This is a genomic window from Pseudactinotalea sp. Z1732 (assembly GCF_049724975.1).
Lineage (GTDB): Bacteria > Actinomycetota > Actinomycetes > Actinomycetales > Beutenbergiaceae > CALKWS01.
The window spans coordinates 33,926-53,485 of record NZ_JBMPQC010000007.1; the positions used below are offsets into that span (position 1 = coordinate 33,926).

Annotated in this window: 17 protein-coding genes; 8 read left to right on the top strand and 9 right to left on the bottom strand. The window is 69.9% G+C overall.

The features are described from left to right. Positions 1-85: 85 nt before the first annotated feature. The 3 genes from ACPL7H_RS13325 to ACPL7H_RS13335 all read left to right on the top strand — a co-directional run bounded on the left by ACPL7H_RS13325 (position 86) and on the right by ACPL7H_RS13335 (position 7,583). Complete coding sequence (locus tag ACPL7H_RS13325; RefSeq protein WP_424797369.1) at positions 86-3,154, top strand: PD-(D/E)XK nuclease family protein; 3,069 nt, start codon at positions 86-88, stop codon at positions 3,152-3,154. Further along, positions 3,151-6,459 (top strand): UvrD-helicase domain-containing protein, encoded by a 3,309-nt coding sequence (locus ACPL7H_RS13330; RefSeq protein WP_424797370.1) that lies wholly within the window; start codon positions 3,151-3,153, stop codon positions 6,457-6,459. Before ACPL7H_RS13325 ends, ACPL7H_RS13330 begins: the two co-directional genes overlap by 4 nt. A gap of 77 nt (positions 6,460-6,536) precedes the next feature. Next, complete coding sequence (locus tag ACPL7H_RS13335; RefSeq protein WP_424797371.1) at positions 6,537-7,583, top strand: hypothetical protein; 1,047 nt, start codon at positions 6,537-6,539, stop codon at positions 7,581-7,583. Positions 7,584-7,636: 53 nt separating this feature from the next. On the opposite strand, the gene ACPL7H_RS13340 is transcribed toward ACPL7H_RS13335, so the two are convergent. From ACPL7H_RS13340 to ACPL7H_RS13360, 5 genes are all read right to left on the bottom strand, one after another. Continuing rightward, positions 7,637-8,032, bottom strand: a complete 396-nt coding sequence (locus ACPL7H_RS13340) for a type II toxin-antitoxin system VapC family toxin (protein ID WP_424786644.1) — start codon at positions 8,030-8,032, stop codon at positions 7,637-7,639. After that, the gene (locus tag ACPL7H_RS13345; protein ID WP_424786643.1) at positions 8,029-8,274 is read right to left on the bottom strand and encodes a type II toxin-antitoxin system VapB family antitoxin; all 246 of its coding nucleotides are present in this window, start codon (positions 8,272-8,274) and stop codon (positions 8,029-8,031) included. Before ACPL7H_RS13345 ends, ACPL7H_RS13340 begins: the two co-directional genes overlap by 4 nt. 46 nt (positions 8,275-8,320) lie before the next feature. Further along, positions 8,321-9,463 (bottom strand): RNA polymerase sigma factor, encoded by a 1,143-nt coding sequence (locus tag ACPL7H_RS13350; protein ID WP_424797372.1) that lies wholly within the window; start codon positions 9,461-9,463, stop codon positions 8,321-8,323. Between the two features lie 4 nt (positions 9,464-9,467). Continuing rightward, positions 9,468-9,899 carry a YciI family protein gene (locus ACPL7H_RS13355; RefSeq protein WP_424797373.1) on the bottom strand — a complete coding sequence of 144 codons (432 nt, stop codon included), beginning with the start codon at positions 9,897-9,899 and terminating at the stop codon, positions 9,468-9,470. Between the two features lie 118 nt (positions 9,900-10,017). Beyond that, on the bottom strand, positions 10,018-10,350 hold the full coding sequence (locus tag ACPL7H_RS13360; protein ID WP_424797374.1) for an ArsR/SmtB family transcription factor: 333 nt from the start codon (positions 10,348-10,350) through the stop codon (positions 10,018-10,020). 73 nt (positions 10,351-10,423) lie between these two features. Here ACPL7H_RS13360 and ACPL7H_RS13365 point away from each other — a divergent pair, with 73 nt between their 5' ends. Genes ACPL7H_RS13365 through ACPL7H_RS13375 form a run of 3 tightly spaced genes read left to right on the top strand, consistent with a single transcriptional unit; the run spans position 10,424 to position 13,249 of the window. Beyond that, positions 10,424-11,533: a flavin-containing monooxygenase gene (locus ACPL7H_RS13365; RefSeq protein WP_424797375.1), complete on the top strand. Its 1,110-nt coding sequence runs from the start codon at positions 10,424-10,426 to the stop codon at positions 11,531-11,533. Then, positions 11,530-12,792, top strand: coding sequence for an MFS transporter (locus tag ACPL7H_RS13370; RefSeq protein WP_424797376.1), 1,263 nt, complete (start codon positions 11,530-11,532; stop codon positions 12,790-12,792). Before ACPL7H_RS13365 ends, ACPL7H_RS13370 begins: the two co-directional genes overlap by 4 nt. A 40-nt stretch (positions 12,793-12,832) precedes the next feature. Further along, positions 12,833-13,249 carry a YccF domain-containing protein gene (locus tag ACPL7H_RS13375; RefSeq protein ID WP_424797377.1) on the top strand — a complete coding sequence of 139 codons (417 nt, stop codon included), beginning with the start codon at positions 12,833-12,835 and terminating at the stop codon, positions 13,247-13,249. A gap of 87 nt (positions 13,250-13,336) precedes the next feature. Here the strand turns inward: ACPL7H_RS13375 and ACPL7H_RS13380 are convergent, their stop codons facing one another. The 3 genes from ACPL7H_RS13380 to ACPL7H_RS13390 form a co-directional block, all read right to left on the bottom strand. Next, positions 13,337-14,938 (bottom strand): Na+/H+ antiporter NhaC family protein, encoded by a 1,602-nt coding sequence (locus tag ACPL7H_RS13380; protein WP_424797378.1) that lies wholly within the window; start codon positions 14,936-14,938, stop codon positions 13,337-13,339. A gap of 81 nt (positions 14,939-15,019) precedes the next feature. Then, positions 15,020-15,535, bottom strand: coding sequence for a DinB family protein (locus tag ACPL7H_RS13385; protein WP_424797379.1), 516 nt, complete (start codon positions 15,533-15,535; stop codon positions 15,020-15,022). Between the two features lie 179 nt (positions 15,536-15,714). After that, the gene (locus tag ACPL7H_RS13390) at positions 15,715-16,323 is read right to left on the bottom strand and encodes a TetR/AcrR family transcriptional regulator (protein WP_424797380.1); all 609 of its coding nucleotides are present in this window, start codon (positions 16,321-16,323) and stop codon (positions 15,715-15,717) included. A gap of 82 nt (positions 16,324-16,405) precedes the next feature. Here ACPL7H_RS13390 and ACPL7H_RS13395 point away from each other — a divergent pair, with 82 nt between their 5' ends. Beyond that, complete coding sequence (locus tag ACPL7H_RS13395; protein ID WP_424797381.1) at positions 16,406-17,443, top strand: NADP-dependent oxidoreductase; 1,038 nt, start codon at positions 16,406-16,408, stop codon at positions 17,441-17,443. A gap of 26 nt (positions 17,444-17,469) precedes the next feature. Here the strand turns inward: ACPL7H_RS13395 and ACPL7H_RS13400 are convergent, their stop codons facing one another. Next, positions 17,470-19,077: a stealth family protein gene (locus ACPL7H_RS13400; protein WP_424797382.1), complete on the bottom strand. Its 1,608-nt coding sequence runs from the start codon at positions 19,075-19,077 to the stop codon at positions 17,470-17,472. Here ACPL7H_RS13400 and ACPL7H_RS13405 point away from each other — a divergent pair. Continuing rightward, positions 19,076-19,519 (top strand): nitroreductase family deazaflavin-dependent oxidoreductase, encoded by a 444-nt coding sequence (locus ACPL7H_RS13405; protein WP_424797383.1) that lies wholly within the window; start codon positions 19,076-19,078, stop codon positions 19,517-19,519. The genes ACPL7H_RS13400 and ACPL7H_RS13405 overlap by 2 nt on opposite strands. The last annotated feature ends 41 nt before the right edge of the window (positions 19,520-19,560 follow it).

Here is a 19,560-nt window from a genome sequence, read left to right on the forward strand (position 1 = left end):
CCTCTTCCAGGCCTGCAAAGCGTCCCCGGATGTCACCGGCGCCTGTTCTAATGAGGTGAACGGCGGTTCGGCGCGGGGGTAGGTAATGCTGCAGCACATCACAACGGCCTACGGCCTACCGGCCCTGGACCGGCTCCATGCGGTGGTCAACCAGGTCAAAGCCGAGGACCCCATGGCCCCAGTACTGGTGCTCGCGCCGAGCAATATCGCGGGCACGGTCGCCCGGCGTCATCTCGCCCGCGAGGGATCGCCCCATGGGCCAGGTATCGCCGGGATCGACATCACCGTCACCACACGGCTGGCCGAACAACTCGCCACCCCGATTCTGGCTCCGCGCCGCCCACTGACCCGCCAAGTCCTCGCAGCAGGATGGCGCCGCGCGCTCGCCACCGACCCCGGCATCTTCGAAGAAACCGCCGACCATCCCGCCACCGTGCAGGCCCTGATGCAAGCGCACACCGAACTGCGCGACCTGTCCGAAGCCGAACTCGATCAGGTTTCCGCCGCGGGCACGGTGAGCCGTGACCTGGTTCGGCTGCACCGCCAGGTGGTCACCGCCATGGCCCCGCAGTGGTACGACCGCACCGACATCCTCACCACCGCGACAGGCCACATTCCGTTGGACCCGCTCGCCGCCGCGGTGATCGTCTACCTCCCGCAAGACCTCACCGTCGCCGAGCAGTCATTCCTGCACGCTCTCGCCAGGAACAACGAGGTCACGGTGCTCCTCGGCAGCAGCGGGGTGGCACGCGCGGACGAAGGGTCCCACCGACTCATCGCAAGCGACGCACTCGAACGGCTGGACGCGCCCGTGCCCACCGCCACCGGGATCCTGAACACCTCCGACTCCGACGACGAAGTACGCACCGTGGTGCGCCACGTCCTAGACGACCTCAACAACGCCCAGGCACATCGAATCGCCGTGCTCTACACCGCCGCCGACCCCTACGCCGCCCTGCTGCACGACCACCTGCGCGACGCCGGGGTGCGGATCAACGGCACCGGGTCGCGCCCGATCATCGACCGCGCGCTGTCCCGCGCGGTCCTCGGGCTGCTTGACCTGGCTGCTGATGAGATGCCCCGCGCCGGGTTGTTCCGCACCTTGGCTGACGCCCCGTTCCTTACCTTCACCGGCGGTCGGGTGCCGGTGGCCCGATGGGAACGCATCTCCCGGGAGGCCGGGGTGGTGAGCGGCACCGACTGGCGCACCCGCCTGGACCGCTATATCCAGCAGCAACACACGCGCGCCGACCGGGCCCACGAGGACGATCGCGACGGTGCAGTGCGGTACGCCACCGCCCAGGCGCAGGCCGCGGCGGACCTGCAGCAGTTCGTGCACCACCTGGCCGGCGAACTCCAGCGCGCCACCCAGATGACCGGCTGGACGGACCTGGCCACCTGGTGCCAGGACCTCATCACCACCTGCTTCGGCGAACCGGGCGACCTGACCGCCCTCCCACCGGAGGAGCAGTACGCCGCAGCCGCCATCCGCACCACGCTGGGCGCCCTGAGCATCCTCGATGACATCGACTCCACCGCCTCCCTGGCGGCCCTGCGCCAAGCCCTGGACGCCGACCTCAGCGAGGCCATCCCCCGCCTGGGCCGCTTCGGCGACGGCGTGCTCGTCGCGCCGCTGTCCCACGCCGTCGGGCTCGACGCCGACGTCGTGTACGTGCTGGGCCTGAGCGAGGACCTCTACCCCGGACGACCCAGCGGGGACTCGCTGCTGCCCGACCCGGTGCGCTCCGCCGTCGGCCCCTTGACCACCCTGCGGGACCGGCAAGGCACCGCCTACCGGCACCTGCTCGCCGCGTTCGCAGCCGCACCGCACGTCGTCGCCTCCTTCCCCCGCGGGGACCTACGGAGTTCCTCCCGCCGCCTACCCAGCCGCTGGCTGCTGGGCACCCTGCGTGAACTCGCCGGGGACAACACCCTGGCCGCCACCGACTGGGACACGGTCGGGGACCTCGGCGGGGCACTGAGCACCTCCAGTTCCTTCTCCGCCGAACTCCTGCGCGGGCAACGCCTCGCCACCGACCAGGAGTGGCGCACCCGGGCCGCGGCCACCGACCAACTCAACGACGCCGTCGTCCATGCCGCCCAGGAGACCCTGCGCGCCCGGGCCGGTGCCGCGTTCACCCGGTACGACGGCAACCTCACCGCCAGCACAGACCTGCCCGACTATCGCGACGGCCGCCGCCCCATCTCACCCACCGCCCTGGAGCGGTACGTGTCCTGCCCGCACTCGTTCTTCGTCGAACGAGTGCTGGGGGTGCGCCCGATCGAGCAACCCGAAGACCTCATCACCATCTCCCCGATGGAGGTCGGGAACCTGGTGCACCGCAGTTTCGACACACTGGCCCGTGAGTTCGCCGATGACCTACCCGGCTTCGGCGAACCATGGTCCGCGGCCCACCGCTCCCGGCTCATCGGGATCCTGCACGAGCAAGCCGCAGCCATGGAAGCCGACGGGCTCACCGGTCACCCACGGCTGTGGCGCCGCGAACGCGACCAACTCGAGGTGGACATGGCGGCCATGTTGGACGCCGATGATGAACGCCGCGCCGAACGCGCCGCCCGGGTGGCTGCCAGCGAGATGCCCTTCGGGCTCGGCGGCCAGGATCCGGTCACCCTGCAGGTGCCCAACGGCAACGTGCTGCTGCTCGGGAGCGCGGACAAGGTGGACCTCGGCCAGGACGGCACGGTCTACGTCACCGACATCAAGACCGGGTCGAGACGATCCTTCGAGGCCATCAAGCCGGACAACCCCCTCGCCGGGGGCACCCGGTTGCAGCTCCCGGTGTACGGGCTCGCCGCCCGCGACCGGTTCGGGAACCCTGATTCGCCGGTGCAGGCCGAGTACTGGTTCGTGCGCAAGGAACCCGGTTACGTCGGCATCGAGGTGGACGCCCCGGTGATCGAGGCGCTGGCCTCCACCGTCGATCTGCTCACCGAGTCGGTCAGTGCCGGCCTGTTCCCACCACGACCACCCGAGACCCCGGACTTCATGTGGGTCCAGTGCGCCTACTGCAACCCCGACGGCATCGGGCACGCCACCGCGCGCGAACGCTGGGAGCGGCAACGTCACGACCCGGCGCTGGCCCACCTGGTGGCACTGCTGGAACCCGAGGCTCTGGACCAGGAGGACGCATGAGTACCGACCAGGCCGTGGCGCTTCGGGACCAGTCCGTGCGGGACCGGATCACCACCGACACCGCTTCGACCCTGTTCGTCAACGCCGGCGCCGGCTCGGGCAAGACCCGGGCCCTGGTGGACCGCATCGCCACCCTGGTGCTGCACGACGGCGTCTCCATGGCTCACATCGCCGCCGTCACCTTCACCGAGAAGGCCGGTGCGGAACTTCGCGACCGGCTGCGCTCCCGCTTCCAACAGGCCTGGCGCGCCGAACCGATCGACGATGAAACCCAGCTCCACCGTGACCGGGCCGCCACCGCACTGGACGAACTGGACCGCGCGGCCGTGGGCACCCTGCACTCCTTCGCCCAACGGATCCTCACCGAGCACGCCATCGCCGCCGGGCTGCCGCCGCTGGTGGAGGTCATGGATGAGGTGGCCTCCTCGGTGGCCTTCGAGGACCGGTGGTCCCAGATCCTCACCGAGCTCCTGGACGATGAGTCGATGGAGCCGGCGCTGCTGCTGGGCATGGCCGCAGGCCTGAAGATCGACACGCACATCCCGTCCCTGGCCCGCGCCCTCGGTAACGACTGGGACCTGATCGCCGACCGCATCCTGCCCCACCCACCGGCCCGCGTGGTGGTCCCGGACACCTCCGGCGTGCGACGACAAGCCATCGACGTACTTGACCTTGCCGAACACTGCACCGACGCCGAAGACAACCTATTCAAGCGGTTTCCGGTGCTCACTTCCGCCACCCACGCCCTGCGCACAGCCCGCGACGACGCTGCCCAGGTGGCTGCGCTGCAGCAACTCGCCGGCCTGAAGTTCGGCCCACGCACCGGAAACAGCCGCAACTGGTCCTGCGATATCAACGAAGTCCGCGCCGCTGGCACCGCCTTGGTCGAGGACGCTCAGCGGGCGATCGCCAAGGTGCTGGACCGGTGCCTGCGGGCGGTGACCTACTGGACGGCCGAACGGGTGCTGGCCGCCGCGATGGAACGCCGGCGCGATGGCCGTCTGGAGTTCCACGACCTGCTCGTGCTCACCCGGGACCTGTTGCGCCACAACCCCGAGGTACGCGCCGCGCTGCACCGCACCTACCAGCGGCTGCTGCTCGATGAGTTCCAGGACACCGACCCGATCCAGATCGAACTCGCCGTTCGCATCGCCGGCGGCGAGCAGGCTTCCGAACCGGACTGGCAAGGCGTGCACGTCCCAGAGGGGCGGTTGTTCGTGGTCGGCGACGCCAAACAGTCGATCTACCGGTTCCGCCGCGCGGACATCAACATGTACCTCAACGCCCAGGAACACCTGGGCACCGCGGTGTCCTTGACCACGAACTTCCGTACCCTCGACCCGATCCTGACCTGGGTGAACCACGTGTTCTCCCAACTGATCTCCGCCGAAGAGGGTCGGCAACCGGAGTACCAACCCCTGGACTCCTACCGCATCCAGGGCCCACCCTCCGGGCCGGCGGTCACCGTGCTGGGCGCCGCGGGTCACGACGCCGACGCGCAACCGGAAGGGAAATTGACCGCCGAGCGGTTGCGCATCCTGGAGGCCGACGACGTCGCAGAATCCATCCGCCTCATGCTCACCGAGGGGTGGCAGGTACAGCAGGGCGATCAGTGGCGGGCCGTGCGCCCGGCCGACATCGCCGTCCTGGTGCCGGCCCGCACCTCACTGTCCTATCTGGAGGCAGCCCTGACCCACGCGGGGGTGCCCTACCGGGCCGAGGCCAGTTCGCTGGTGTACCAGGCCGCTGAGATCCGGGCCCTGATGGCGTGCGCGCGGGAGATCGCGGATTTCAGCGACGAGTTGTCCCTGGTCACCGCGCTGCGCTCGACGTTGTTCGGCTGCGGCGACGATGACCTGTGGGAATGGCGCCGGCACGGCGGCAGGTTCACCTTGCGGTGGCAGTCCGATGAGCAACTGCCGGAACCGGTGCGCACCGGTCCGGTAGCCACGGGTCTGGAGGCGCTGCGTTCGCTGGCCCGGCAGGCCCGGTGGTCCACTCCGAGCCAGGTGCTGGAGGCGATCGTCGCCGAGCGGCGCATGTTCGAGGTGGCCGCCACCGGTCTGGACCGGCGGGATGTGTGGCGCCGGCTGCGGTTCGTGGTGGATCAGGCCCGGGCGTGGTCACAGGTCACCCGGGGCGGGTTGCGCTCCTACCTGGCGTGGGCCGCCCGCCAAGGTGACGAATCCTCCCGGGTCAGCGAATCGGTGCTGCCCGAAACCGACGTCGATGCGGTGCACATCTCCACCATCCACGCCGCCAAGGGCCTGGAGTATCCCGTGGTCATCATGTCCGGGATGACCTCGCAGCCGCGGACCAACCGCGGACTGCAGCTTCTCTGGCCCGCCGAGGGCGGGTACGAGGTGCGCATCACCTCGCGCCTGCAAACCTCCGACTTCACCGATGCGCTGCCCGTCGATGAGCAGATGGACACTGCCGAGCGGATGCGGTTGCTCTACGTCGGGGCCACCCGGGCGCGGGACCATCTGGTGGTGTCCCTGCACCGGGACCGTGGTTCGAAGTCGCAGACCGCGGCGAAGGTCATCGCTGCGGCCGAGGGTGCTGCGAACGCGGAGCGGTTGGAGGACCTACCCGTCTCACAGTCCCTGGCGCTCGGCCGCGTGGAGACCGAGGTGGTGCCGGCACCGACGTGGCAGGAGTGGGTGGCCACGCGGGATCGGGCACGCGACAGCGCGAACCGTGACGCGGCCATGGTGGCCTCGGGGCTGGAAGGGACCGAGCCCACCGTGGTGCTTACCGACGCCGACCCGGGCTCCCACAAGGCCCAGCGGGACCTGGTGCTGCCGCCGTGGTCCAAGGGACGGTACGGCTCGGCGATCGGCCGGGCCGTGCACGGGGTGCTGCAAAGCGTGGACCTGGGCGCAGGGCAGGTTCCGGACGCGGCGATCGATGCCCAGTGCGTGGCCGAGGGCGTCACTGAGCACCAGGAACTGGTCGCTGCCCTCGTGAAGTCAGCGGTGCAGTCCGAGGTGGTGCGCGAGGCCGCCACCCGCCGTCACTGGCGAGAGACGTACGTGGGCACCACCCAGGAGGACGGCACGATCCTGGAAGGCTACGTGGACCTGGTCTACGACGACGGCAGTGGGGGCCTCGTCATCGTGGACTATAAGACCGACGCGGTCCCTGCGGCCGCGATCGAGTCCCGCATCGCCTACTACCAACCGCAGATGCAGGCCTACGCCACGTGCCTGTCCCGGGCTACCGGCCGGCGCGTGCGCTGCGTACTTCTGTTCCTGCACCCCGAGGGGGCGGTGGCGCGCGAGGTGCCTGTGCAGTTGGGCTGATCCCACACCGGGGTGAGCCGGCACGACACGGGCCTTTGGGCCCACGACGCCAACCCCGCGCCGTGATTCGATGGGGTATGGCCCACAGCCCGTTGAGCCTGCAGGTGGAAACGGTCGCAGCGATGCTCAACTGCGAGTTCACCGACCACCCGGTCTATGACGGCCTGGAACTTCAGTGGTTCGACGACGAGGCCCACGGCACCGGGATGCTGGCATTCCTGTCCCGGCGGGCCGACCGGCGGGTGGACTACTACTTCGACCCCGCCTTGCGGCTCGACCGCAGCAGGTACCACCTCGGCGGGGGCACCGGCGCGTGGCAGGCCACTGCCTTCGACGTCGCGCAGTTGCGGGTAGCCCCGGACGGTGTGCTGGCCCGCGCGAGTCTCACCGACGTCGACGGACGCCAGATCGAGGTACACGTTGATGACCGGGATGGAAAGCCCCGGCGCCGCGCCGGCCTGCTGGCGCCCGTCAGCGCTGCGATCGCCGAGCCGGAGTCGCTGCTGCTGGTGTGGATGCCGGCCTTCGACCTGGTCCACCGCACGCGCACGGCGCCGGTGCTGCGAATCGACGGTGAACAGGCGGCTATCGGGCGGTTGCCTGGAGCCGGGTTGCACCGGCGGTTGCTGATCAAGTACGCCGCACCGTTGCTCGTAACCACCCTGGGCCGCGCACACGAAGGCGCGCTGCAGGACCTGCCGGTCGTCAACGCCGGCGCCGATGGGACCGCTGTGCTTACCTCCCGCGCCGCAGGACACGCCGCGCACCTCGTCCTGGACCCCGCGATGCCGGACCTGACCGCGATCGCTCCCGGCACCCGGGAGCAGGGCAGGTGGCATGTGCGGGTCGACGACGTGCGCCTCACCGGGGGATCCTGGTCGTTGAGGCGGGACGACGGCGAGGTCACCGGTGACCTGGACGTCACCGAGCGGTGGCGTCCGGGGAAGTTGCCACTCCTGATGCGCCTGGTCACCACGGTGATGCCGGTGTTCCGACGCTGGCCCACCAGTTACCGCTGGCGCGGCGTGGTCACGTCGGGGACGATTCCCATGCTGCACAGTGTGTGGGAACGCACCGGCACCGGCGGGGTGGAGACGTACGTGCGCCGCACCGGGGGTGGATGAGGGTGTCACCGCCCGTCACCGTACCTGTCGTGGAGAGACTGCCGGCTGCGGGGTCAGTTGGGGCTCGCGGCCGGGATATCGGTCTTGGGAAAGTCCTCGCCTTTGAAGAGCAGCGGAGCATCATGGACGCGGGCGGTGGCGTAGGCGAGGCAGTCACCGTAGTTCAGAGCGGCCGGGTGGCGGCCCTTTCCAAACCTTCGCCATGCCTCCAGGGCAGCCTGGGCGTGGGCAAGGTCGAAGGGCACGACCTCATCGATCGCACCTGCGATGAGCAGATCGAGGTCGCGTGTGGCGTCGGGACCTTGCCGGGCCTCGACGACGATCGAGGACTCGACCAACGTCGCTGAGTTGAGGATCGCGGGCTTGCGCTGAAGAGCGTGGAGCATTGTCTCGGCCTCGGGTTCGCCGAGAACGATCGCGACGAGGGCCGAGGAATCGACCGCGATCACGCGGGTAGCCCTGCGGCGTCGTAACCGAGGATTTCGTCCTCCGTGCGATCGTCCATGTTCCGCCTGGCCCGGCCGCGATTGATGATCTCGGAGAGGTCGTGGCCCTTGGACGGTTGCCGTCGGACCCGCTCGAGGCGTTCCTGGAGGGCTTGTCGGGTAGCGACCGTGATGGACTCGCCGGTGGCCGCGGACAACTCGCGAGCCAGCCGGTCTGTTTCTGGGTCCTTGATGTTCAGGGCCATAGGGCACTCTATCAGGAAGATGTCTATATAGCGTTCTTCCTCGCGGCTATGACTGCAGCCGGGCGGCTTGGCGGGTGAGGTGATCGCGCTCGGGGATGCTGCTCGCAGCCTGAGCCGCCTCCAGGTAGAGAGTGCGGGCTTGCTCGGAGTTCCCGGCACGTTCGTGGAGATAGGCGCGCACGGCGGCATGGCGTGGGACATCATGCCGGATGGCTTCAGCAGCGCGTAGGCCGGCGAGGGGACCGTCGACCTGACCGAGCGCGACCGCCCGGTTGAGCGCCACGACAGGGCTGTCGGTGAGCGCGGAGAGTTCGTCGTACCACTGCAGGATCTGGGGCCAGTCGGTCTCCTCGGCCGATCGGGCGTCGGCGTGCAGCGCGGCGATCGCGGCCTGCGCCTGGTACTCCCCGAGCCGGTCCCTGGCCAAGGCGTACTGCAGGACCTGCACGCCTTCGGCGATGAGGGCGGTGTCCCAGGCTGAGCGGTCCTGCTGTGCCAACGGGATGAGGTCACCGCCAACGGAATGACGGGTAGCCCGGCGGGCGTGGTGGATCAGCATTAGCGCCAGGAGGCCGGCAACCTCCGGCTCCTCGCTCGCAGCGGCCGCCTGGCGCGTCAGGCGGATGGCCTCGGCAGCCAGGTCCACCTGCCCGTCGTAGCCTTCGTTGAAGATCAGGTAGAGCACCTTCAACACGGTGCGCAGGTCGCCGGGCTCATTCAGACGCTTCCCCCGCAGGGCGGCCTTGGCACGGCTGATCCGCTGGGCCATGGTGGCCTCCGGCACCAGGTAGGCCCGGGCGATCTGCGCCGTGGTCAGCCCCGCCACCGCACGCAGCGTCAGCGCCACCGCCGAGGCCGGGGTGAGTGCCGGGTGGGCGGCCAGGAACAACAGCAGCAAGGTGTCATCGGCCTGCTGCGCCGGCCCCGGGGCGGGAATGTCGTGCTCGCGCTGCTCCCGGCGGGCGCGGGCAGCCTCGGCGCGCACGGCGTCGGTGTACTTGCGCCAGGCGACGGTGACCAGCCACGCCCGGGGGTTCTCCGGGTGGGCGGCCGGCCACCGTCGCACCGCCTCCAGCAGTGCTTCCTGGACGGCGTCCTCGGCGGAGGCGAAGTCAGCGCCGCGGCGCACCAGCACCCCCAGCACGTGGGGACCCAGCTCGCGCAGGCGAGCGCCGTCGTCGTCGATCATCGCGCTACTGTGCCGCGGACATCCAGGTCTCCACGTCGCTGGCCTGCTGGGTCAGGAACGGGCGCACCTCGATCCACTCCTGCAGCGGCCTGCCACCCGGTCCCGGCGCGGAAGAGAGGAACGCCGCCGCCTCGTGGGCACGCTCCTGCGATTCCACGTCGATGATCATCCACCCGGCGATGAGATCCTTGGTCTCCGCGAACGGGCCGTCGGTCACCGGGGCCTTGCCCTGGGCGTCGAAGCGCACGAAGGTGCCCTGGGGGGACAATGCCTGGGAATCGACGAACTCCCCGCGTTCGGTGAGCACCTGGGCCACGTGGTCCATGAATGCCACGTGATCGGTGATCTCCTGCTCGGTCCACTCATCCATCGGCACCGCGGCTCCGGTGGGCTCCGGTCCGCCCCGGTAGTGCTTGAGCAACAGATACTTGGCCATGGTCGGCTCCCTCTGAGTCGGTGGCGGCCATTGTGCCGCCCTCACCTGGTAGACGGAACCGGATTGCCCGATTCGACATCGGGCGCTTCCGCGGAAGCGTCAGGACGCGGAGCGCAGGTCAGCAGCAGACTTCCAGGTAGGCCTGCAGATCGGTCAGGGCGGCCCTGATCCCGTCGCGGTCACCGCGATACCGGATGATCTTCCCCTCGCGAACGGACGTGACCACACCGCCGCGGCGCATCAGGGCCAGGTGCTCCGAAGCCGTCGATTGGCCGACGCCGGCCCGCTCGGCCACTTCGCCGACCGACAACTCCGCGCCGTCGAAGAACAGCAACATGATGCGCTGCCTGGTGGGGCTGGCGAGCGCCTTGAGGAAGTCGTGCGTGCCGGGCTGGAGTTCCGCGGGTATCGCCTCGGCGTCCGCGCCGGCCGCAACCGCTGCCTGTGCCATCTGCTCAATCCTCCTGCTCAGATCGTACCCGAAAACGTATTGACGTTTCGGGATATGTCGATATGTTGGGCACATGAGCACACCACAGCAGACAGTCCTGATCATCGGCGGCGGGCAGTCCGGCCTCGCCGCGGCGCGCGCGGCACGGGACCACCACCTTCGCCCGATCGTGCTGGAGGCGGGGGAGCGAGCAGTCGGTTCCTGGCCCCACTACTACAACAGCCTCGCCCTGTTCTCGCCGGCGCAGTTCAGCGGATTCCCCGGATTCACCTTCCCCGGGGATGGTGATCGCTACCCCACTCGCGATGAGGTGGTCACCTACCTGGAGAACTACGCCGAGAGCCTGGACGTCGAGATCCGTACCAACACCAGGGTGCGCGCGGTCGAGTCCGACGGCGATGGTTTCGCGGTGCACACCACCGGCGGGGACACCCTGGCCGCCCCCGCCCTGGTCGCCGCCAGCGGTTCGTTCGCCAACCCGCATCTGCCGACGTTGCCGGGCTCGGAAACCTTCGCCGGCACCATGGCGCATGTGGCCGACTACCGTGATCCCAGCGAGTACCAGGGAAAGCGGGTGATCGTGGTCGGGGGCGGCAACTCTGCGGTCCAGGTCGCCGTCGAGTTGGCGCGCACGGCCACCGTGACGCTCGCCTCCCGTCAGCCGTTGCAGTTCTGGGAGCAGCGGATCAACGGCCTGGACCTGCACCACGCCCTGGTCGAGACCGGGTTCGACCTGCTGCCGCCGTACTGGTTGGCGCAATTGGTCACCGCCACCCTGGTGATCGACACCGGCGGTTACCAGCAGGCCTTCGCCACCGGGCTCCTGGACCGGCGGCCGATGTTCACCCGGTTCACCGACGACGGCATCGAGTGGCCCGACGGCAGCCGTGAGCAGGTGGACGCGGTGCTGTTCGCCACCGGCTACCGCCCTGCGCTGGAGTACCTGCGGCCCCTGGGGGCGCTGGACCAGACGGGCGCACCGTTGCACGCGGGCGGGTTGTCCATGACCCACATGGGGCTGGCCTACCTGGGCCTGGAGTTCCAGCGGTCCTTCTCCTCCAACACCCTGCGCGGGGTGCACCGCGACGCCGATCACGTGATGGCGCCGCTGGCCGCGCACATCCGAGGGTCCTGGAAGGCGACCGCGGCGCATCAGGTGCGGCCGAGTATGTCCGCGGTGTGAGTCCGGCAGCATCCGGCGCCGGCGCTACGGCGTCACCTGGGGTGGTGCACGGACGACGGCGAGTGCTGAGTGTGCTGTGCGGCACCCAGGTCGTCAGTTGGGGGGTGCTTTACTACGCCTTCCCGGTGCTGGCCACCGGCATCGCCGCCGGGACCGGGTGGTCGACGACGGCGATCACCGGCGCCTTCTCCACCGGCCTCCTGATCTCGGCCGGCGTGGGCATCCCGCTCGGTCGCCGGCTGGACGTCAGCGGGCCGCGCCGGATCATGGCCGGTGGTTCGGTGCTGGCCGTCGCCGCGCTCGTGCTGATCGCGCTGGCGCCGAACCAGGTCGCCTTCGCCGGCGGGTGGCTGGTCGCGGGCGTCGCGATGGCGGGGGTGCTCTACCCACCGGCCTTCACCGCGATCGCCCGCTGGTACGGGCCGGACCGTGTCCGCGCCCTGACCATCCTGACCTTGGCGGGCGGGCTGGCCAGTTCGGTGTTCGCGCCGTTGACCGCCGCACTGCAGGAACACCTGACCTGGCGGGGCGTCTACCTCACCCTGGCGGTCATCCTGCTGGTGGTGACCGTGCCGGCCCACTGGTGGGGTCTGCGCGCTCCGTGGCCGGCGCCGGATGCCCGGCCGGGCCGGGGGAGCGTCGACGCTGCGGGGACGGACTCCCCCGCCCGCATCGTGGGTAGCCCGCGCTTCGTCGCCGTGGTCACCGCCCTGGCCCTTGCCGGGTTCGCGGCGTTCGCAGCCCTGATCAACCTCGTGCCATTGCTGCTCGAGCGTGGGATGGATGCCCGTTCCGCTGCCCTGGCGCTGGGTCTGGGCGGCGCCGGGCAGGTGGTGGGGCGCCTCGCCTATCCCGCACTGTCCGCCCGCGTCGGCGTGCGCGCCCGAACGGTGGCGATCCTCCTCGCCGTCGCGCTGAGCATCGCGGCCCTCGCCGTGTTCACCTCGCCCACGGTGCTGATCCTCTCAGCCGTCGGTGCCGGGGTGGCCAGAGGACTGTTCACCCTCGTCCACGCCACCGCCGTCAGCGACCGGTGGGGCGCCGCCCACTACGGCCGGCTGACGGGCGTGCTCTCCGCGCCCATCACGGTGACCGTGGCGCTCGCCCCCTGGGCCGGGACGGTGCTGGCCGATCTGCTCGGAAACTACGCCGCGGCGTTCGGTGTGATGGGCGTGCTCAGCCTGATCGGCGCCCTGGTCGCCGCCCTGCTCGATCGCGGGCCCGGGCCGCCCGTCGGTATCACGACCGCGAGCAGTTGACGCTCCCGCGGGAGCGCCGTGGCAGCGTTACCGTTAGGCCATGCGAACGCTCGGGAACGTGCTGTGGTTTATCCTGGCCGGCTGGTGGCTGGCGCTGGCGTACGTGATCGCGGGGGTGATCGCGTGCATCCTGATCATCACCATCCCCTTCGGCATCGCCTCCTTCCGGCTGGCGAGCTACGTGCTGTGGCCGTTTGGGCGCCGCACCGAGTTCCGGGCCGACTTCGGGGTCTTGGCCGTGATCGGTAACATCCTCTGGATCGTGCTGCTGGGCTGGGAACTGGCGATCGGTCACCTGATTGCCGGGTTGTTGCTGTGCCTGACCATCGTGGGCATCCCGTTCGGGATCGCGTGCTGGAAAATGGTGCCGTTGGCGTTCTTGCCGCTGGGTCAGCGGATCGTCCCGGTGCGCTCGCGCGGGGAGGACCCCTTCGCCGCGGCGCCCGGGCACCCCTGACCAGGGTTTCGGCAGACTGCCGGCGGGTGCCGGTCGCCGTCGTCGGTGCTCTGAAGTCCTGCGCGGCGGCGTGCGGTGCCCGGGCCCTCACCCGCGGGCGATGGTGCGATCGGTGGTCACCTGCTCGTCCAGCGGTGTGGAGCGGGCGCGCCCGATGAGGACGAAGGCGGCGATGGCCGCGAACGTGGCGGCAAGCCCGGCCAGGACGCTGCCGGTCAGTGCCAGCACCGCGTAACCGGCCAGGGCCGCGACCCCTGCGGCGATCGCATAGGGCACCTGGGTCACCACGTGGGTGATGACGTTGGCGCCGGCCCCGGTCGAGGACAGGATCGTGGTGTCCGAGATCGGGGAGACGTGATCACCCAGCACCGCCCCGGCCAGCACCGCACCGAAGGCCGGCAGCAACAGCTCCGGCTGGTTCACCGAGGTCATGATCGCCCCGGCGATCGGCAGCAGCAGGCCGAACGAGCCCCAGGACGTGCCCGTCGCGAACGCGATCAGGGAGGCGACGACGAACATCACCGGGATCAGCCAGGCCGGGGGCATGTCGGCTCGCTCGACCAGGTCGCCGAGATACTCACCGGTGCCCAGCGTCCCGATCAGGTCGCCGAGTGTCCAGGCCAGGAGCAGGATCGCGATGGCCGGCAGCATCGACTTGATGCCCTCGAGCCACCCGCGGCCGAATTCGGACGCGGAGAAGTCCGGGTTCTTCGAGGTGTTGCGGAAGTAGTAGTAGAGGGCGAAGGCCAGGCCGATGAGCCCGCCGAGCACCAGCGCGGCAGAGGCGTCGGTGTCGGCCAGGATCGCCACCCAGTCCCAGGTGCCGGCGGCGCGGTAGCCGGTGAGGGCCAGCCCGGCGAACACCCCGAGGACCAGCGCCAGGAACGGAACGACCAGCGCCCGCCGCACGCCGGGGTAGTGCACCGGCAGGTCCTCGGCCAGTTCACCGGGGATTGTGGCGCCCTCGGCGTAGACCCTCCCCTCGGTCAGCGCGCGGCGTTCCTCTTTGCGCATCGGGCCCACGTCCAGGCGGAGCAGAACGATCACCCAGACCAGCATGACGGCGGCGATCGCGTAGTAGTTCGCGGCCGCGGCGCGCAGGAACGCCTCCAGGCTGCCCATGGTCAGGGCCGAGGCGGCCACCAGCGGGGCGATCAGGCCCATGATGTAGGCGCCCCAGCTGGAGAATGGGGCCAGTACCGCCACCGGCGCGGAGGTGGAGTCCACGATGTAGGCGAGCTTGGCCCGAGAGACCCGGTGCTTGTCCGTCACCGGGCGGCTGACCTGGCCCACCGCCAGGGCGTTGAAGTAGTCGTCGATGAAGATGATCAGCCCGAGCACCGCCGGCACCCCTTGGGCTCCGCGCCGGCTCGTGACCCGGGTGATCGCCCAGTCCGCCAGTGCGCGGGTGCCGCCGGACATCATGATGAACGCGGCGATCGCCCCGAGCAGCAACAGGAAGATGAGGATGTAGACGTACCAGGTGTTGACCGCGCCCTGGTCCCAGAAGATCACCGCGAATGACGCCCAGACCTCGCGCAACGTGGCGAGCGGGTCGAACTCGGCGATCAGGATCGCGGCGGCGAGCACGCCCAGGCCCAGGCTGATCAGCACCTTCCTGGTGGCGATCGCCAGGCCGATTGCCAGCAACGGGGGGATGAGCGTCAGGATCGGATAGTTCTCGGTCATCATCGTCCGCCTTCCGGTGAGCGCGATAGTAGTACCGGAAGGGCGGACGCGGGAGTGGATGGGCCGTGGCTGTCCCGATCGTTACTCGCGGAGCAGGTCGGCATGACCGTTGTGGCGGGCGTACTCCTCCACCATGTGCACCAGAACCCACCGCAGGCTCACGGCGCCACCATCGGCAAAAGGACGCTTCGCTACCTGGGCGAGGTCGCCGTCGTCGGCCATCAGTTCGGTGGCCAGGTCCCGGGACCGCTGCACCGCCTCCCGCCACAGCCGGTGCAGTTCTTGCGGGCCGTCCTGGGCGGCGGAGTGCCAGTCCCAGTCCGGGTCGGCGTCCCAGTCGGCGGTGTCCCACGGCGGCGCGGGCTCGCGTCCGGCCATGCGATAGCCGAACCAGAAGTCCTCCACGAAAGCCAGGTGCTTGAGCATCCCGCCCAGCGTCATCGTGGAGGAACCGACGGTGGTGTTCAGCCCGGCTGCGTCCAGCCCGTCGCACTTCCAGGCCAGCGTGGCCCGGTGGAAGTCCAGGAACCCCAATGTCGTGCCCGCCTCATCGGTGTTCATCGGCGGTTCGGGGCGGCCCTGCTCATCGACGGTCATGGAAGGCGAGCGTAGGGGAGGGAGGATGCGCAGGCCCAGGAGTTTCTCGGGGCCTCGGCGTCTGCCTGCCAGCTAGGCGATCGGGGCGAGGTGGATGCCCAGATCGGTGCGGCCGGACCCGCGGCGGGGATGGGCGTACAGCCACAGCGCAGTGCCGGGTTGACCCGGGTGACTGATCGTCATCGGACTGCCGCCGCCGGATCGTGGTCGGTGACGGCGAGGATGACCCGGGTGAGGACGCGGCGGGCGCGATCGGGACTGACCTTGTCCTCGAGCGCGCCGCGGACCAAGGAGTCACCGGCACCGATGATCGCTTGCAGGACCGCGGCGTCCAACGGACCGGTGAACGGCTCCAGGGCCTCGCGGCACATCGCGAGGTACTCCTCCTCGGCTTCCTGGCGCAGTTCACTCAGGCCGGTCGAGCCCGCAAGCGCGGCGACGACGTCGACCAGTTCGCGTCCCTCCGCCAGGCAGCAATCGATGTAGGCGCCCGCCACCAGACCCGCCACCGCCGCCAGTTGGGGGTCGGCCTCATCGAGCGCCGCCGCGAGTGCCTGGCGCTGGCGGGCCTCGAACTCCCGATACAACTCCGCGAGCACCCCGGCCCGGTCACCGAAGTGGTCATACACCAACGGCTTGGTCACCCCGGCCCGCTCGGCGAGGCGACCGAGCGTCAGTTCATCGGTGCCCGCCTCCCGGATGAACTCACGCGCCACCTCCAGCAGTTGGGCGCGCCGCTCCGACTTCGGCAGCCGACGACGCGGGGTTGTCACAGCGGGCTCGGTCATCGCCCCTCCTCGATCGCTCCGGACAACTTACCTGTGGTAACTTACCACAGGTAAGTTTCGCTAAGGTCAAGGAGAACGCTCGATGCCTACCCACACCACATCCGACCAGGAGGTGCGCCGCGGACAGGAGGTGCGCCTGCGCTCCCGCCCCGCCGGGGAGCCGACCGCCGAGAATTTCGACCTCGTCGACGTCGAGATCCCCACGCCCGGGCCCGGGCAGGTCCTGGTGCGCAACACCTGGATGTCGGTCGATCCGTACATGCGGGGCCGGATGGATGACACCGAGTCCTACATCGCCCCGTTCGCGCTGGGTGCTCCGCTGGATGGTGGTGCGATCGGGGAGGTGGTGGCCTCGAACGCGGCCGATGTGCCGGTGGGTTCGACCGTGTCCCACCTTGCCGGATGGCGCTCCCACGCCGTGCTGGACGCGGTCTCCCTCACCCCCGTGGACACCTCGGTGGCCCCGCCCGAGCACTACCTGGGCGTCCTCGGCATGACCGGCCTGACGGCCTATGTTGCGCTTACCGACACCGCGCCGGTTGAGGAAGGTGACGTGGTCTTCATTTCCGCGGCGGCAGGCGCGGTGGGCAGCGTCGCGGGCCAACTCGCCCGCCTCCTGGGGGCCTCGCGGGTGATCGGCTCCGCCGGCGGGGCTGCCAAGGTCGCCCGGGCGGTTGCGGACTTCGGCTTCGACGCCGCGATCGACTACACCGCCGGAGACGTCGCGGGCCAACTCGCCACCCTCGCACCCGAGGGCATCGACGTCTACATCGACCTCGTCGGTGGTGAGCACCTCGAGGCGGCGCTCGGCGCCCTGCGCCGGAACGGACGCGTCGCGATCGTGGGTGCGATCAGCGGGTACAACTCCACCGGCCCGGCCCGGGGCCCGGCCAACTTCTACCGCACCCTTCCGCGGCGGTTGAGCCTGCGCGGGATGATCGTCAGCGACCACGCGGACCGCACCAGCGAATACGTCGAACGAGCCACGGGGTGGTTGGCCGACGGTTCCCTGCGCGCCGAGAACACTGTGGTGGAGGGGCTGGAGAACGCTCCGGCGGCGTTCCTGAGCCTGTTCCGCGGTGCCAATACCGGCAAGCTTCTCGTGCGTCTCGGCGGGTAGAGGCCTGCTCAGCACCCCCGTCGACCTCAGGGCGAGGACGTGAGCCGGCCGTGACCGGGCTGGTCGGTGTGGTTCGCGGCGTAGCGCACCGCCGAGGCCGTGTGCGCGTGGTGGCCGGGGTCCGCCGCGGGCAACTCGAAGGAACTGGGTAGCGGGAAGTACTGCTGGAGGAACTCGCGCAGCAACGGGCCGCTCCCCTCCTCACCGACGCCGGGTGAGTCGTTCAGGCAGAACACATCGAACTGCCGGTCGCGCAACAGTGCCCGGAACCGGCGTGCGGCCCGCGGGTGCGCCAGGTCCAGGTACAGGTAGGCGAGCCGCCCGGGGACCGCCCTGCCCAGGGCGTAGGCGTAGTTGTGGTGCAGCGATGAGGAGATCGACAGGTCATCGGGGTGGCGGAACCTGGAGGCGGCCACTTGGGCGAACATCCCCGGGTGCTCGGCCTCCATCAGTTCCAGCACGGAGCGCAGTTGGGGGTGCGGGGTGTGCTGGAACAGGTGGGTCACCCGGCGCCCGAACACCTCGGCGATCAACGCCCGGTTGTTCTTCGCCGCGCTCATCACCGGTACGTCATCGGCTTGGTGCTCCTGGGCGTCGATGAGTGCGGAGGCCATGAAGAACTTCGCAAGCCCGTTGGCGTGGAAGAACGCGTCCGGGTCCACCGGGCGGCCGAAGAACACGTCGTCGTTCAGGTACAGGTACTGCTCGGCTAGGCCGGAGATGTGGTGCAGTTGCGACTCGATCGCGTGGGAGTTGAACACCGGCAGCACGTCGGGGTCGGTGAAGATCTCCCGGTGGTCCACCACGCGAATCCTCGGGTGGTCGGTATCGAGCCAGGCCGGTGCGTGCCCGGCGGTGACGATGTGCACCCGGCGCACCCACGGGGCGAACATCTCCAGGGAGCGCAAGGAGTAGCGCAACTCATCATGGGAACGGAACCGGGCCGCGTGCGTGGCCGCCTCTTGCGCCTGCTCGGCCACCGGCAGCCCGAGCGCGGCCATGCGCTCGGTGTTCCACTGCGGGTCCGAGCCGTCCACCCAGGTGTAGACCACGTCGATGGGCCGGACCACCGCGAACACGTGCGGCTCCCGACCTACCTCCAGCGCCCCGCGCGCCACTGCCTGCTGCCACTGGGCCGGGTTCAACCGTGAGGTCCAATGCTGCCGGCGCGGGGACACCACAGCGGCCTCGCTCTCCCCCGGAGGCTGGCCGACGTCACCTGGCTGCACGTGCGTCCACACCTGCACGTCCACGCCCACTTGCGCACCCACCAGGGCCCCTGCCGCGCTGGGCTGGTCACGGTACAACCGGAACCCATCGTTGCCGCGCGCGGCTCTGGTGAGTCGGGTCGAGGTGACCCGGCGGCCGCGTGACTCGAGCGGCTCGGCATCCAGGTCGACCACGCGCCACGTGCTGTCCAGGCCCAGGGCGAGGGCGGTGCATGCCGGTGTCAGGTCACTGCTACGGACGACGACGACGGCCCCGCCTGCCCCGGCCGGTGCCACGGTGTTGGGTACCCCGGCGATCCGCAGCACCTGCAGGATGTGGGCGCACGGTGGCGAGGCGTCGGTCCCGTGTGCCTGCACCTGCGCCCAGCTGAGCGGTATGGGCGATGTGGTGTAGACAGAACCCATGCCACTTGACGGAGAGTACGTCCCCAGTCCCCGCGAACGCGTGCGCGAGCACGTCGAGGTGTATGAGCGCACCGGCGGCGCCGAGGGCGGCACCCTGGGCGGGGTGCCGGTGATCATCCTGACCAGCCGCGGCGCCAAGTCCGGCAAGGTCCGCAAGATCCCCCTGATGCGGGTTGAGCACGAGGGCGCCTACGCGGTGGTCGCCTCGATGGGCGGTGCTCCCACCCACCCGCTCTGGTACTACAACCTCAAGACTCACCCGCATGTACAACTGCAGGACGGGGCGCACACGTGGGACATGCACGCACGTGAACTCACCGGCGCGGAGAAGCAACAGTGGTGGGACCGTGCCGTGACCACCTTCCCCCCGTATGCGGAGTACCAGGACAAGACCGACCGGGAGATCCCGGTGTTCGTGCTGGAACGCCTCGAGGACCAGTAGGCGCCGGCGTCCTCGTTCGCCCGCTCTCCTCCGAAGGGGGA